Below are 12923 nucleotides of genomic sequence, written 5' to 3' on the forward strand. Positions count from 1 at the left end.
TAAGATGGCGGAGATAACGGCAGCGCGGCGCAGGGTCTTTAATGCCCCGGGGCGCGATCCGGCCGGCTTCAGCTCAGCGCGATGGTCAGGTAGGTGACGTACAGGCCGCCGTTGATCGCCAGATGCCAGATGCGCAACTGGCCGCGCGCCAGCATGAAGCGCACCCAGGCCGCCGCAACCAGGGTGATGACCACGCCGGCGAGCACTTCCTTGACCGGCACCCAGGGCGTCAGCAGGATGCCGATGGCCGGCAGCAGGGTGCCCTGGAACACCATGGCGCCGGTGATGTTGCCGAACGCCAGGGTGTCCTTGTGCCGGCGTATCCAGAGTATGGAATTGACCTTCTCGGGCAGTTCGGTGGCGATCGGCACGATCATCAGGGACAGCATCAGGGCCGAGATGCCGAGCAGCGGCGCGGCCTGCTCGATGCCGTGGATGAAGCCCTTGGCGCCGCCCACGAGCAGGGCGAGGCCGACGCCGAGCTGGAAAAAGATGGTGACCCAGCCTTCCGGCAGGCCCAGCCTGGTCAGGAACATCGGCTCCTCGGCCTCGGTACCGTGGCCGTCCTTGACCAGCTTCTCGGAGGCCTTGATGGTCAGCATGAGGTAGAAGAAATAGATCGTCACCATGACGAAGGCCAGGGCGGCCCGGATGCCGGCGGTTTCGTGCGGCACGAACAGGGCCAGGCAGGACAGCGAGAAGGCGGCCAGGAAGAAGTTGAGGTCGCGGGCCAGGCCGGTGCGCTCGGGGTTGAGGTGACCGTGGGTGCCGCGCCGCTTCCAGACCGACAGGGCCATCAGGAAGATCGACAGGGTGGACAGCATGAGGGGCGCGCCGAGGATGGCGCCGACGCCGATCTCCTCGTTCAGGCGCTGGTTCTGGGTGCCGCCGAAGATGGCGATGAGCGGCACGATGGTCTCCGGCAGGGCGGTGCCGATGGCGGCGAACACGGAACCGGTGACCCCCTCGGAAATCTTCAGGCGCTCGCCCAGGTGCTCCAGCGCGTTCACGAACACCTCGGCGGCGATCAGGATGAGCACCAGGAAGAACAGCAACTGCAACACCAGCATGGCGACACTCCGCGTCTTGGAGGCGGCATTCTAAGTGATAATGCCGCGATGCAGCGCAGCCCGTTCCAGCCCCTCGACGAATTCGACTACCACCGCCGCCTGGCGGCGACGGCGGGGCCGGCCCTGGTGCTGTTCTCCAGCCCGACCTGCTCGACCTGCCGGCAGGTCGAGCGCCTGCTGCCCGGGGCCGCCCCGGACGGCGTCGCCCTGTTCAAGGTGGACGCGCGCGACAGCCTGGCGCTGACCCGGGCCTTCGACGTATTCCACCTGCCCGGCCTGTTCCTGTATCGGGACGGCCACTACCACGCCCGCCTGGACTGCCAGGTCACCCCCGCGATCCTGCGCCCCGCCATCTCCCGCGCCCTGGCGGCGCCGGCGGAGGAGGAACCATGACCGGCCTGGACGCCGAGGGCTGGCTGGCCGGGGTGCGCCGGCTGCCCTCGGACAACTTCGACGAACGTCCCGAAGACATGGCGGTCGAACTGGTCGTGGTGCACAACATCAGCCTGCCGCCCGGCCAGTTCGGCGGTCCCGGCATCCTGGAACTGTTCGGCAACCGCCTCGATCCCGCCGAGCACCCGTTCTACGCCACGATCAAGGACCTGCGCGTGTCGGCGCACTTCCTGATCCGGCGCGACGGCGAGACGATCCAGTTCGTCGCCTGCGCCAAGCGCGCCTGGCATGCCGGCCTGTCGAGCTGGCGCGAGCGCGCGCGCTGCAACGACTTCGCCGTCGGCATCGAGCTGGAGGGCAGCGACGAGCAGCCCTTCACAGACGCCCAGTATGTGCGCCTGAACGAACTGCTCGGGGAGTTGTACGCGCGCTATCCGATCGCCGACGTGACCGGCCACTCGGACATCGCGCCGGGCCGCAAGACCGACCCGGGACCGTGCTTCGACTGGGGACGGGTCAGGCGGCCTGGGCAGGGATCGCCGAGCCGATCCGCTTGACGCGGTTCTTGTCGTCGACGTAGACCAGGGTGGGCTCGTGCTTGGCCAGCTCGACCTCGTTGTAGTCGGCGAAGGAGGCGATGATCAGGACGTCGCCCTCGGCCGCCTTGCGGGCCGCAGCGCCGTTCACCGAGATCATGCCGCTGCCGCGCTGGCCGCGGATGGCGTAGGTGGTGAAACGCTCGCCGTTGTTGACGTTGTAGATGTCGATCTGCTCGTACTCCCGGATATCCGCCGCCTCCAGCAGCAGCTCGTCGATGGCGCAGGACCCCTCGTAGTTGAGTTCCGATGCTGTGACGTGCACGCGGTGCAGCTTGGATTTCAACATGGAGCGTTGCATGGCGGTGAGAGTATTAATAGATCGGAGGAATAATTATAAAAAAAATCCACACTCCGAATAGTCGAAAAATTTCAATGCTCCCGGCCCGCCCGGGCCACCGCCGGCCTCAGCCGCCGGTCATGTTCATGAAGCGGACGACCTTTTCCGGTTCCTCGCGGAATTCGTGGCGCTCCGGCTTGAGGTCGATGGCGTGGCGGATGGCCGCAACGATCTCGGCATCCGAGGCGCCACCGCGCAGCAGGGGCCGGAACTCCATGCGCTCCTCCTGGCCCAGGCACAGGTGCAGGGTGCCGTCCACGGTCAGGCGGACCCGGTTGCAGGTGTCGCAGAAATGCTGCGAGATCGGCGTGATGAAGCCGACCGTGAAGCGGCCATCCCGGCTGGCCAGGTAGCGGGCCGGGCCGCCGCCGGGCAGCAGGGCGTCGACCAGGCCGAAGCGCCGGCGCAGCTGCTCCTTGATCGGCTGCAGGTCGACGTAGCCCATCCGGCGCGCGGTGTCGCCCATGGGCATGAGTTCGATCAGGCGCAGGACGAAGCCCTGCTCGATGCAATAGGCGACCATGGCGTCGATCTCGTCGACGTTCTCGCGCATGGCCACCATGTTGAGCTTGATCGGCGCGAAGCCGGCCGCGCGTCCGGCGGCCAGGCCGTCCAGGACCTGGCCGAGGACCGGCCGGCCGTTGATGCGCGCCACGCGGTCGCCGCGCAGGGAATCGAGGGACACGTTCAGGCGCGTCACCCCGGCCGCCTTCAGGGCCTCGGCGTGCTGGGCGAGCTGGGTGGCGTTGGTGGAGATCGACAGGTCGTCGATGCCCGGGATGGCGGCCACCCGGCGCGCCAGGTCGCTGACGTTGCGGCGCAGCAGCGGCTCGCCGCCGGTGAAGCGCACCCGCCTGAGACCGAGGCTGGCGAACAGTCCGAGCAGGCGCTCCAGTTCGTCGAAGGTGAGCCAGTGCTCCGGCTCCTCGAAGCCCTTGAAGCCTTCCGGGATGCAGTACACGCAGCGCAGGTCGCAGCGGTCCGTGACGGACAGCCGGAGGTATTCGATGCGGCGACCGAAACGGTCGATGAGTGCGGGGTCGGACACGGCGGATTCAGCGGGGTGGTTGGCTGTGGCGCTTAGATTCTCGCGATTGACGCGGCGCCGCCTTGACCTAGATCATGTCCGGACGCCTCCGCCATGCGATCATGATGCCATGAAAGTCCTGGGAATCGCCGGTTACAGCGGCAGCGGAAAGACCACGCTCCTGGAGCGCCTTTTGCCGCGTCTGCGCGCCGGCGGCCTGCGCGTGGCGGTCGTCAAGCAGAGCCACCACGACGTCGAGGTCGACAAGCCCGGCAAGGATTCCTGGCGCCACCGCCAGGCCGGCGCCAACGAGGTCCTGCTGGCCTCGCCCAAGCGCTGGATGCTGGTGCACGAACTGGCCGGCGCAGCGGAGCCGGCGCTGGCCGAGTTGCTGGCCCGGCTGTCGCCCTGCGACCTGGTCCTGGTGGAAGGCTTCCGGCACGGCGACCACGCCAAGCTGGAGGTGCACCGCGACGCCCTCGGCCAGCCCTGGCTGTATCCGGGCGACCCGCACGTGCTGGCGGTCCTGGGCGACCCGCCACCGACACCGATGCCCCACTTCGGCCTGGACGACCTCGACGCCATCCACGCCTTCATCCTGCAGACCCTGGAAATGAAATGAGCCACGCCACCCTGACCGTCGACGAAGCCCGTGCCCGCCTGCTGGCCGCGGCAACACCACTGGCCGAGACCGAGACCCTGGCGGCCGACCTGGCCCTCGGGCGGGTCCTCGCGCGCCCCCTGGTCGCCGCGGTGACCGTGCCGCCGTTGGACAATTCGGCCATGGATGGCTACGCCCTGCGCCTGGCGGATGCGGCCGACGGCGCCTGGCTGCCGATCGGCCAGCGCATCCCGGCCGGCCATCCCGGCGGCGCCCTCAAGGCCGGCGACGCCGCCCGCATCTTCACCGGCGCCCCGGTGCCCGAGGGCGCCGACACGGTGGTGATGCAGGAGGATTGCGAGACCGACGGCGACCGGGTCCGGGTCGTGCGCCCGGCCAAGGCCGGGGCCAACATCCGGCGCGCCGGCGAGGACATCCGCGCCGGCCAGGCCGTGCTCGCCGCCGGCCAGCGCCTGACCCCGGCCCGGCTCGGCGTGGCGGCCTCGGTCGGGGCCACGGAACTCGCCGTCTACCGCCGCCTGCGGGTGGCCGTGTTCTTCACCGGCGACGAGATCGTCATGCCCGGCCAGGCCCTGGCGCCCGGACGCATCTACAACTCCAACCGCGCCAGCCTGCGCGGCCTGCTCGGCCAGCTCGGCTGCGAGATCGTCGACCTCGGCCAGGTCCCGGACCGGCTCGACGCCACCCTGGCCGTGCTCGAGCAGGCCGCCGCGGCCGCCGACGTGGTGATCACCAGCGGCGGCGTCTCGGTCGGCGAGGAGGACCACGTCAAGGCCGCCCTCGAACGCCTGGGCCGCATCGACATGTGGCAGGTGGCCATGAAGCCGGGCAAGCCGCTGGTCTACGGCCGGGTCGGCGCGGCGGACTTTCTCGGCCTGCCGGGCAACCCGGTGTCCGCCTACGTGGTGTTCTGCCTGTTCGCCCGCCCCTTCCTGCTCGCCCGCATGGGCGCCGAGGTCGGCCCGGTCAAGGCGTACACGGTGCCGGCCGGCTTCGACTGGCCGAAACCCGGCAAGCGCCGGGAATACCTGCGCGCCCGCTACGAGGATGGACGCGCCCTCCTCTACCCGAGCCAGAGCTCGGGCGTGCTCACCTCGCTGGCCTGGGCCGACGGCCTGGTCGACATCGCCGCCGGCGCCACGGTCAAGGCCGGCGATCCGGTCGCCTTCCTGCCCATGACGGAGCTGCTGGCATGAACATCAACGTCCTCTACTTCGCCCGCCTGCGCGAGGCCTTCGGCACCCCCTCCGAGGAGGTCGAACTGGCCGCCGGCGACGTCGCCGACCTGCTCGCCCTGCTGTGCACGCGCGGCAAGCCCTGGGCCGACGAGCTGTCCGGCCAGCGCGCCTTCCGGGTCGCCGTGAACCAGGACCTGGCCGGGCCGGACACGGCCCTGGCCGACGGCGACGAGGTGGCCATCTTCCCGCCCGTGACCGGGGGCTGACGTGAAGATCGCCGTCCAGCCCGAAGCGTTCGACCTCGGCGCCGAGGTCGCCGCCCTCTACCGCGCCAATCCCAAGGTCGGCGCCGTGGCCAGCTTCCTCGGCCTGGTGCGCGACATCAACGAGGGCGACGGCGTCCATGCCCTGACCCTGGAGCACTACCCGGGCATGACCGAGAAGGCCCTGGCCGGCATCGTCGGCCAGGCCGTGGCGCGCTGGGAACTGCTCGACGTGACCGTCATCCACCGGGTCGGCCAGCTGCGCCCCAGCGACCCCATCGTCATGGTGGCGGTCGCCTCCGGGCACCGTGGCGAGGCCTTCGCGGCCTGCGAGTTCATCATGGACTACCTCAAGACGCGGGCACCGTTCTGGAAGAAGGAGGTCACCCCGGACGGCGAACGCTGGGTCGAGGCGCGCGATACCGACGACGCGGCGGCGCAACGCTGGTAACGACGCCGTGCGGCCGGTGGCCGGCGGCTGCCGGCAGCGCTAACATAGGCCGCATGTCCGACCTCGAGCGTCTGATGGGCGACTGCCCAACCCTGGCCGACCTGCCCGCGGGTGCGCGCGCCGCCGTGGCCGGCCAGGCCATCGCCATGGCCGTGCCGTCCGGCACCCTGCTGTTCGATACCGGCCATGCCTGCCAGGCCCTGCCACTCGTGGTATCCGGTTCCATCCGGGTATTCAAGCGTGCCGAGAGCGGGCGCGAGATCAGCCTGTACCGGGTACGCCGGGACGAACTCTGCATCGTCACCATCAGTTGCCTGCTGGGCGCCGACGCCTATCCGGCCACCGGGGTGGCCGAGACCGAGGTGACCGCCGTGGCCCTGCCGCGGCCCCTGTTCCTGCATCTTACCGAGCACCATCCGCCGTTCCGGCAGGCGGTGTTCCACCTGTTCGCCGAACGCCTGGCCGGCCTCATGCAACTGGTCGAGGAGATCACCTTCCGCAAGCTGGACCAGCGCCTGGCCGGCCTCCTGGCGGCACGCGCGCCGCTGATCCTGGGTTCGCACCAGCAGCTGGCCGACGAGCTGGGCAGCGTGCGCGAGATCGTCAGCCGCCTGCTCAAGCAGTTCGAGGAACAGGGCTGGCTGGCCCTGGCCCGCGAACGCATCGAAATCCTGCGCCCGGACGCCCTGGCCGAATTCGCCTCGGGGCCTCGGTGACCAAAGTCACCGACGCCGCGCCGGCCATGACCTATGCTGTCCAAATACCGCGCGATGGCCGCGTGGACCTCAACCGAAGGAGATAGGCATGAAAGCAAACGTCGGCGGCATCGACCGCATCCTGCGCATTGTCCTGGGCGCCGCCCTGGTCCTCTGGGCGGCCGTACTGGGCGGCCCGGTCTGGGCCTGGATCGGCATCGTTCCGCTGGCCACCGGCCTGATCAAGTTCTGCCCGCTCTACCCGCTGCTGGGCCTGAGCACCAACAAGTAAGCCCGCGCTTACCGTGAAAAAGGCCCCGGTCGGGGCCTTTTTCATTTCAGGAACAGCTTGTAGGCCGGGTTGCGGCTCTCGTTCCAGTAGCGGTAGCCGAGGCCGTCGAGGAATTTCTGGAACGCCGCCTTCTCGCCGCTCGGCACCTGGATGCCGCACAGGACGCGGCCATAGTCGGCGCCGTGGTTGCGGTAGTGGAACAGGCTGATGTTCCAGTCATGGCTCATGCTGTTGAGGAAGTTCATCAGGGCGCCCGGCCGCTCCGGGAACTCGAAGCGGTAGATCACCTCGTCCTTCACCTGCGGCGCCCGGCCGCCGACCATGTGGCGGATGTGCAGCTTGGCCATCTCGTTCTCGGACAGGTCGAGCACGGGCAGGTTGTTCTTGTTCAGGGCGGCGACCAGCTTGTCGATCTCGGCCCGGTTGTGGACCTGGATGCCGACGTAGACATGGGCGACCGACGGATCGGCGAAACGGTAGTTGAACTCGGTGATGACCCGGCCGCCGACCAGGGAGCAGAACTTCTTGAAACTGCCCGGTTTCTCGGGGATGGCGACGGCCAGGACGGCCTCGCGCTTCTCGCCCAGCTCGGCGCGCTCGGCGACGAAGCGCAGGCGGTCGAAGTTCATGTTGGCGCCGGAGGCGATCGCCACCAGGTGCTTGCCCTTGGCCTTCTCGCGCGCCGCCCAGGCCTTGAGGCCGGCCACGCCGAGGGCGCCGGCCGGTTCCAGGATCGAGCGGGTGTCCTCGAAGACGTCCTTGATGGCCGCGCAGATGGCGTCGTTGTCGACCCGGATCACTTCGTCGACGTACTGCTGGCAGAGCCGGAAGGTCTCGGCGCCGACCTGCTTGACGGCGACGCCGTCCGCGAAGATGCCGACCTGGGGCAGGGTGATGCGCTCCTTCTTGCACAGCGAGCGGGCCATGGCGTCGGCCTCCTCGGGCTCGACGCCGATGACCTTGATCTCCGGCTTAAGGCGCTTGATGTAGGCGGCGATGCCGGCGATCAGGCCGCCGCCGCCGACGGGCACGAACACGGCGGCGATGGGGTCGCGCGCCTGGCGCAGCAGTTCCATGGCGATGGTGCCCTGGCCGGCGATCACCTCGGGGTCGTCGTAGGGGTGCACGAAGGTGCGCTTCTCCTTCTTGACGATGGCCATGGCGTGCTTGTAGGCGTCGTCGTAGGAATCGCCGAACAGGACCACCTCGGCACCGCGCTTGGCCACCGCGTCGACCTTGATCTGCGGCGTCGTCGCCGGCATCACGATGATGGCCTGGCAGCCGAGCACCTGGGCCGCCATGGCGACGCCCTGGGCGTGGTTGCCGGCCGAGGCGGTGACGACGCCCTTGGCGAGCTGCGCCTTGCTGAGGTGCGCCATCTTGTTGTAGGCGCCGCGCAGCTTGAAGGAGAACACCGGTTGCATGTCCTCGCGCTTGAGCCAGACGTGGTTGTTGAGCCGGCGGGACAGATTGGGGGCGGCATCGAGGTCGGATTCGACGGCGACGTCGTAGACGCGGGCGAGCAGGATTCTTTCCAGGTAGTCGGACATGGACCGGTTTGATCGAGGCGGGAAAGCCCGATATTCTCGGCGTTTCGCCAAGAACTGGAAAGAACAAAGCCATGATGAGCCAAGACGAAATGAAACAAGCCGTGGCCCGGGCCGCGATCGAACACGTGCCGGCCGGCATCATCGGGGTGGGAACCGGCTCCACCGCCAACTTCTTCATCGACGAACTGGCCCACATCAAGGGCCGCATCGACGGCGCCGTGGCCTCCTCCGTGGCCACCGCCGAGCGTCTCAAGAAGCACGGCATCCGCGTCCTCGACCTGAATGAAGTGGGCGAGATGGAGGTCTACGTCGACGGCGCCGACGAGATCACCCCGCACATGGCCATGATCAAGGGCGGCGGCGGCGCCCTGACGCGCGAGAAGATCGTCGCCGCCTGCGCCAAGAAGTTCGTCTGCATCGTCGACAGCAGCAAGCTGGTCGACGTCATGGGCAAGTTCCCGCTGCCCGTCGAGGTCATCCCCATGGCTCGTTCCTACGTGGCCCGCCAACTGGTCAAGCTGGGCGGCGCCCCGGTCCTGCGTTCCGGCTTCACCACCGACAACGGCAACGTCATCCTGGACGTGCACAACATGAACATCCTCGACCCGGTGGCCATGGAGACCGAGATCAACCAGATCGTCGGTGTCGTCACCGTCGGCCTGTTCGCCCGCCGCGGCGCGGACGTCTGCCTGATGGGCACGCCGGAAGGGGTCAAGACGCTGACGCGTTGATCGTCCCGGCCCGCGCATGAGCGATCCCGGCGTACTGATCAAGGCCCACCAAGCTGCGCTGGGCCGTTGCACGCGCTGTCCCGAGATGATCGGGCCGGTGGTCATGGGCCGGCCGGTGGCCTCCCGGATACTCCAGATCGGCCAGGCCCCGGCCCCTACGAGGGCAAGATCGGCCGGCCCTTCGCCTGGACCGCCGGCAAGACGCTGTTCAAGTGGTACGACAGTATCGGCGTTGACGAGGAGACCTTCCGGGACCGGGTCTACATGGCGGCGGTATGTCGTTGTTTCCCAGGCAAGAACCCCAAGGGCGGCGACCGCGTGCCGAACGCGCAGGAGGTCGCCCACTGCGGCGAGTGGATGCGCGCCGAGGTCGGCATCATGAAACCCGAGCTGGTCATCCCGGTCGGCAAACTGGCCATCGCCCAGATGCTGCATGCACCCCGCCTGGACGATGTCATCGGCAAGGTGCACCGGATCCGCTATTTCGGCCACGAGACCGACGCCATCCCGTTGCCGCACCCGTCCGGCCTGTCGACCTGGTTCAAGATCGAGCCGGGCAAGACGCTGCTCGGACAAGCCCTGGCGCTGATCGCCCGGCATCCGGCCTGGCAGGCCGTCTTCGCGCCGGCTCAGAACACCTGACGCCGGCGCAGAAAGACCGGGAAGCGCGGCAGCCCGGCCTCGGTCAGGCCACGGTAGCGATAGGTGACCAGACTGCCGATGGGGGGCGGGTTTTCGCGTTCCGCCGTGGAGAACCCGGTGCCGATGCGGAACCGGCGGCCCGTCTCGTCTTCGACCAGCAGCGCCCCCATCTTGCCGGCGAACCGTCCTTTGCCCGGGCTGTGGCCGACGACCTTGGCCTCGCGGTCCAGATAGGGTTTTAGCTTGACCAGGTCGCCGTTGCGGCCCGCGGAGTACGGGGCATCGGCGCGATGCAGCATCAGGCCTTCGCCGCCGCCGGCGACCACCTGGTCGAGCCTGGCCCCGAGCGCCTCGCGGTCGCGGACGCGAAACTGCTCGACGGCCTCGAGCCAGGGTAGCCCTGCCGCTTGCACCAATGCCAGAAGGCGATCCTTGCGCGCCGTAAAGGCGCCCGGCGCGCCCGGCAGTTCGAACACCATGTAACGCACCCGACGCCACTCGCCATCCACCGGCTCGCGCTTGCGGACGATACCCGCCAGGCGGGAAAAGGTGCCGCGGCCCAGCCAGAGTTCCCCATCCAGCGGCTCAGCCGGGAAGTCGCGGGTGAACCAGGCCGGCGCCGGCACCGGGTTGCCGCTCCGGAAATACAGGCCGTGGCCATCCCAATAGGCGCGGACGCCGTCGAGCTTTTCACTGACCCAGTAGGCCGCCGGGTCGATGCCGTCGCGATAGACCTCGGCCAGGATCAGCTCGGGCGGCGCGGCCGCCGCCTGGCCCGGGACAATGCCGGCAACGGCCAGCCACAAGCCGGCCCAAAGGCTTCTGATGGTTACCATCCCCGTTCCCCATTCGTATATGACGGCCAGTGGCCGTTGACGGGGATTTTAGGGCGTATTCACCGGGATGGCTTGCCGCTTCAACCGCGACCGTTGTCGGACGGGTCGCCGGACCCGCCCTCCTCGGCCGGCACCCGGTACTGCTCGGCGGCCCACTCACCCAGGTCAATGAGCTTGCAGCGCTCGGAGCAGAACGGCCGGTAGGTGTTTTCCGGCCGCCACTCCACGGGCTTGCCGCAGGTCGGGCAGGCGACGGTCTTGATCTTCTTTTCGCTCATGAAAGACAAAGGGCGGCTTGCGCCGCCCTCTCCGATCCAGCCCCGGTATCAGACCGAGAAGGACGAGCCGCAGCCGCAGGTGGACACGGCATTGGGGTTGCGGATGACGAACTGGGCGCCTTCCAGGCCCTCGGTGTAGTCGATCTCGGCACCCATCATGTACTGCATGCTCATGGAATCGATCAGCAGGGTGACGCCGTTCTTTTCCATGCTGGTGTCGTCGTCGTTCTGGACTTCGTCGAAGGTGAAGCCGTACTGGAAGCCCGAGCAACCGCCACCGGTGACGAACACGCGCAGCTTCAGATCGGGATTGCCTTCCTCGGCGATCAGTTCCTTGACCTTGTTGGCGGCGCTGTCGGAGAAGTTCAGGGGGGTGGGCATATCGGACATGTTGGCAACTCCAAAAAATAGTTGAGCGATTATCTCGGTTAATTCAGCCGGCGTCAATCAGGGCGAAACCGGAATCTGAGTCAGGCCCAGGTTTTCGGCAAACCCGAACAGTATATTCATATTCTGAACCGCCTGTCCGGCGGCGCCCTTGACCAGGTTGTCGATCACCGACAGCACCACCACGGTGTCGCCGCCCTGGGGCCGGTGCACGGCGATCCGGCACAGGTTGGAGGCGCGCACCGAGCGGGTCTCCGGGTGGCCCTTGGCGGGCAGCACGTCGACGAAGTACTCGTTGGCGTAGCGGTTTTCATACAGCGCCTGCAGATCGACTTCCTTGGTCAGGCGGGCGTACAGGGTGGCATGGATGCCGCGGATCAAGGGCGTGAGGTGCGGCACGAAGGTCAGGTTGACGTCGTGGCCGGCCATGCGCGCGAGGCCCTGGCGAATCTCGGGCTGGTGCCGGTGGCCCGGGACGGCATAGGCCTTGAAGTTGTCCGAGGACTCCGGGAACAGGGTGTGCACCTCGGCCTTGCGGCCAGCGCCGGAAACGCCCGACTTGCAGTCGGCGACCAGGAAGTTGGTGTCGATGGCGCCGGCCTCGATCAGCGGCAGGAAGCCCAGTTGCACGGCGGTCGGGTAGCAGCCGGGGTTGGCGATCAGGCGGGCACCCTTGACCTGGCCGCGGTTGATCTCGGGCAGGCCGTAGACGGCCTCGGCGACCAGGTCCGGGCAGGCGTGCTCCATGCCGTACCACTTCGACCAGACGCCGATGTCCTGGATGCGGAAGTCGGCGGCCAGGTCGATGACCTTGACGCCGGCGTCGAGCAGTTCGCGGGTCTGCTGCATCGCCACGCCGTTGGGGGTGGCGAAGAAGACCACGTCGCAGTCCTTCAGGGGCGCCTCGTCGGGCGTGGAGAAGGCCAGGTCGAGGCGGCCGCGCAGGGACGGGAACATCTCCCAGACCTTCATGCCGGCCTCCTTGCGGGAGGTGATGGCGGTGACTGCCACCTCGGGGTGCTGGGCCAGGAGCCGCAGCAGTTCGACGCCGGTGTAGCCGGTGCCGCCGACGATGCCTGCCTTGATCATGTGCTTTCCTCTCGAAATTCCGGGTACGCGATGATAGCCATAAAAAAAGCCGCCTGACGGCGGCTTTTCCTGGTCCAGGCGATTAACGCTTGGAGAACTGCTTGCGCCGGCGGGCCTTGTGCAGACCGACCTTCTTACGCTCGACCTCGCGGGCATCGCGGGTCACCAGGCCGGCGGCCTTGAGGGGCGGCTTCAGGCCGGCGTCGAATTCGATCAGGGCGCGGGTGATGCCGTGGCGGACGGCACCGGCTTGGCCGGATTCGCCACCGCCGTTGACGTTGACCATGATGTCGACGCTGTCGACGCGGTCGACGACCTGCAGGGGCTGGCGCACGATCATGCGGCCGGTTTCACGGGCGAAATATTCGTCCAGGGGCTTGCCGTTGACGACGATCTTGCCGGAGCCGGTCTTGAGGAAGACGCGGGCCACGGAGCTCTTGCGACGGCCGGTGCCATAGTAGTAGTTGCCGATCATGATTCGAT

General features: G+C 68.1%; 19 protein-coding genes. 10 read left to right on the forward strand and 9 right to left on the reverse strand.

Going from position 1 to position 12923, the window contains the following annotated elements; translation table 11 throughout:
- Positions 1 to 68 precede the first annotated feature (68 nt).
- Positions 69 to 1070, reverse strand: coding sequence for a sodium:calcium antiporter (locus EZJ19_RS07135; protein ID WP_131446063.1), 1002 nt, complete (start codon positions 1068 to 1070; stop codon positions 69 to 71).
- A 48-nt stretch (positions 1071 to 1118) separates the two neighbouring features.
- Between EZJ19_RS07135 and EZJ19_RS07140 the strand changes: the two genes are divergently transcribed.
- Together EZJ19_RS07140 and ampD are read left to right on the forward strand one after the other, a co-directional pair.
- Positions 1119 to 1463 carry a thioredoxin family protein gene (locus EZJ19_RS07140; RefSeq protein WP_131446065.1) on the forward strand — a complete coding sequence of 115 codons (345 nt, stop codon included), beginning with the start codon at positions 1119 to 1121 and terminating at the stop codon, positions 1461 to 1463.
- Entirely contained in the window at positions 1460 to 2020 is a 561-nt protein-coding gene (gene ampD, locus EZJ19_RS07145; RefSeq protein ID WP_131446067.1) for a 1,6-anhydro-N-acetylmuramyl-L-alanine amidase AmpD, read from the forward strand. Before EZJ19_RS07140 ends, ampD begins: the two co-directional genes overlap by 4 nt.
- Here the strand turns inward: ampD and panD are convergent.
- Positions 1980 to 2360, reverse strand: coding sequence for an aspartate 1-decarboxylase (gene panD, locus EZJ19_RS07150; RefSeq protein ID WP_131446069.1), 381 nt, complete (start codon positions 2358 to 2360; stop codon positions 1980 to 1982). The two genes, ampD and panD, sit on opposite strands and share 41 nt — an antisense overlap.
- A gap of 106 nt (positions 2361 to 2466) precedes the next feature.
- Positions 2467 to 3447 (reverse strand): GTP 3',8-cyclase MoaA, encoded by a 981-nt coding sequence (gene moaA, locus EZJ19_RS07155; protein ID WP_131446071.1) that lies wholly within the window; start codon positions 3445 to 3447, stop codon positions 2467 to 2469.
- A 109-nt stretch (positions 3448 to 3556) separates the two neighbouring features.
- On the opposite strand from moaA, the gene mobB reads away from it, so the two are divergent.
- The 6 genes from mobB to EZJ19_RS07185 all read left to right on the forward strand — a co-directional run bounded on the left by mobB (position 3557) and on the right by EZJ19_RS07185 (position 6927).
- Positions 3557 to 4048 carry a molybdopterin-guanine dinucleotide biosynthesis protein B gene (mobB, locus tag EZJ19_RS07160; protein ID WP_131446073.1) on the forward strand — a complete coding sequence of 164 codons (492 nt, stop codon included), beginning with the start codon at positions 3557 to 3559 and terminating at the stop codon, positions 4046 to 4048.
- Complete coding sequence (locus EZJ19_RS07165) at positions 4045 to 5244, forward strand: molybdopterin molybdotransferase MoeA (RefSeq protein WP_131446075.1); 1200 nt, start codon at positions 4045 to 4047, stop codon at positions 5242 to 5244. The genes mobB and EZJ19_RS07165 overlap by 4 nt, the downstream gene beginning before the upstream one ends.
- Positions 5241 to 5492, forward strand: a complete 252-nt coding sequence (gene moaD, locus EZJ19_RS07170) for a molybdopterin converting factor subunit 1 (protein ID WP_131446077.1) — start codon at positions 5241 to 5243, stop codon at positions 5490 to 5492. Before EZJ19_RS07165 ends, moaD begins: the two co-directional genes overlap by 4 nt.
- Position 5493: 1 nt before the next feature.
- Positions 5494 to 5940: a molybdopterin synthase catalytic subunit MoaE gene (gene moaE / locus EZJ19_RS07175; protein WP_131446079.1), complete on the forward strand. Its 447-nt coding sequence runs from the start codon at positions 5494 to 5496 to the stop codon at positions 5938 to 5940.
- Positions 5941 to 5993: 53 nt separating this feature from the next.
- The gene (locus EZJ19_RS07180) at positions 5994 to 6656 is read left to right on the forward strand and encodes a Crp/Fnr family transcriptional regulator (protein WP_131446081.1); all 663 of its coding nucleotides are present in this window, start codon (positions 5994 to 5996) and stop codon (positions 6654 to 6656) included.
- An 88-nt stretch (positions 6657 to 6744) separates the two neighbouring features.
- Entirely contained in the window at positions 6745 to 6927 is a 183-nt protein-coding gene (locus EZJ19_RS07185) for a YgaP family membrane protein (RefSeq protein ID WP_131446083.1), read from the forward strand.
- 41 nt (positions 6928 to 6968) lie between these two features.
- Here the strand turns inward: EZJ19_RS07185 and ilvA are convergent, their stop codons facing one another.
- The gene (gene ilvA / locus EZJ19_RS07190; RefSeq protein WP_276320100.1) at positions 6969 to 8528 is read right to left on the reverse strand and encodes a threonine ammonia-lyase, biosynthetic; all 1560 of its coding nucleotides are present in this window, start codon (positions 8526 to 8528) and stop codon (positions 6969 to 6971) included.
- Positions 8529 to 8551: 23 nt separating this feature from the next.
- On the opposite strand from ilvA, the gene rpiA reads away from it, so the two are divergent.
- Positions 8552 to 9208, forward strand: a complete 657-nt coding sequence (gene rpiA, locus EZJ19_RS07195) for a ribose-5-phosphate isomerase RpiA (protein WP_206199362.1) — start codon at positions 8552 to 8554, stop codon at positions 9206 to 9208.
- A gap of 66 nt (positions 9209 to 9274) precedes the next feature.
- Positions 9275 to 9850, forward strand: a complete 576-nt coding sequence (locus EZJ19_RS07200) for a uracil-DNA glycosylase family protein (protein WP_206199355.1) — start codon at positions 9275 to 9277, stop codon at positions 9848 to 9850.
- Here EZJ19_RS07200 and EZJ19_RS07205 read toward each other — a convergent pair.
- The 5 genes from EZJ19_RS07205 to rpsI all read right to left on the reverse strand — a co-directional run bounded on the left by EZJ19_RS07205 (position 9838) and on the right by rpsI (position 12915).
- On the reverse strand, positions 9838 to 10686 hold the full coding sequence (locus EZJ19_RS07205; protein WP_131446089.1) for a DNA ligase: 849 nt from the start codon (positions 10684 to 10686) through the stop codon (positions 9838 to 9840). The two genes, EZJ19_RS07200 and EZJ19_RS07205, sit on opposite strands and share 13 nt — an antisense overlap.
- Positions 10687 to 10766: 80 nt before the next feature.
- Positions 10767 to 10964: a DNA gyrase inhibitor YacG gene (yacG, locus tag EZJ19_RS07210; protein WP_131446091.1), complete on the reverse strand. Its 198-nt coding sequence runs from the start codon at positions 10962 to 10964 to the stop codon at positions 10767 to 10769.
- A 48-nt stretch (positions 10965 to 11012) separates the two neighbouring features.
- Positions 11013 to 11354: an iron-sulfur cluster insertion protein ErpA gene (erpA, locus tag EZJ19_RS07215; RefSeq protein ID WP_131446093.1), complete on the reverse strand. Its 342-nt coding sequence runs from the start codon at positions 11352 to 11354 to the stop codon at positions 11013 to 11015.
- A 57-nt stretch (positions 11355 to 11411) separates the two neighbouring features.
- On the reverse strand, positions 11412 to 12440 hold the full coding sequence (argC, locus tag EZJ19_RS07220) for an N-acetyl-gamma-glutamyl-phosphate reductase (protein WP_131446095.1): 1029 nt from the start codon (positions 12438 to 12440) through the stop codon (positions 11412 to 11414).
- An 82-nt stretch (positions 12441 to 12522) separates the two neighbouring features.
- A complete protein-coding gene (gene rpsI, locus EZJ19_RS07225; RefSeq protein ID WP_131446097.1) occupies positions 12523 to 12915 on the reverse strand; it encodes a 30S ribosomal protein S9 in 393 nt (130 codons plus the stop codon).
- Positions 12916 to 12923: the final 8 nt, after the last annotated feature.

Source organism: Parasulfuritortus cantonensis, from assembly GCF_004337445.1.
Lineage (GTDB): Bacteria > Pseudomonadota > Gammaproteobacteria > Burkholderiales > Thiobacillaceae > Parasulfuritortus > Parasulfuritortus cantonensis.

Coding starts and splice junctions, on each gene's coding strand:
- ampD (WP_131446067.1), top strand. CDS start 1,460: ATGACCGGCCTGGACGCCGAGGGCTGGCTGGCCGGGGTGCGCCGGCTG.
- mobB (WP_131446073.1), top strand. CDS start 3,557: ATGAAAGTCCTGGGAATCGCCGGTTACAGCGGCAGCGGAAAGACCACG.
- EZJ19_RS07165 (WP_131446075.1), top strand. CDS start 4,045: ATGAGCCACGCCACCCTGACCGTCGACGAAGCCCGTGCCCGCCTGCTG.
- panD (WP_131446069.1), bottom strand. CDS start 2,360: ATGCAACGCTCCATGTTGAAATCCAAGCTGCACCGCGTGCACGTCACA.
- argC (WP_131446095.1), bottom strand. CDS start 12,440: ATGATCAAGGCAGGCATCGTCGGCGGCACCGGCTACACCGGCGTCGAA.
- EZJ19_RS07185 (WP_131446083.1), top strand. CDS start 6,745: ATGAAAGCAAACGTCGGCGGCATCGACCGCATCCTGCGCATTGTCCTG.
- EZJ19_RS07135 (WP_131446063.1), bottom strand. CDS start 1,070: ATGCTGGTGTTGCAGTTGCTGTTCTTCCTGGTGCTCATCCTGATCGCC.
- EZJ19_RS07205 (WP_131446089.1), bottom strand. CDS start 10,686: ATGGTAACCATCAGAAGCCTTTGGGCCGGCTTGTGGCTGGCCGTTGCC.
- moaD (WP_131446077.1), top strand. CDS start 5,241: ATGAACATCAACGTCCTCTACTTCGCCCGCCTGCGCGAGGCCTTCGGC.
- erpA (WP_131446093.1), bottom strand. CDS start 11,354: ATGTCCGATATGCCCACCCCCCTGAACTTCTCCGACAGCGCCGCCAAC.
- rpsI (WP_131446097.1), bottom strand. CDS start 12,915: ATGATCGGCAACTACTACTATGGCACCGGCCGTCGCAAGAGCTCCGTG.
- EZJ19_RS07140 (WP_131446065.1), top strand. CDS start 1,119: ATGCAGCGCAGCCCGTTCCAGCCCCTCGACGAATTCGACTACCACCGC.
- EZJ19_RS07180 (WP_131446081.1), top strand. CDS start 5,994: ATGTCCGACCTCGAGCGTCTGATGGGCGACTGCCCAACCCTGGCCGAC.
- rpiA (WP_206199362.1), top strand. CDS start 8,552: ATGAGCCAAGACGAAATGAAACAAGCCGTGGCCCGGGCCGCGATCGAA.
- yacG (WP_131446091.1), bottom strand. CDS start 10,964: ATGAGCGAAAAGAAGATCAAGACCGTCGCCTGCCCGACCTGCGGCAAG.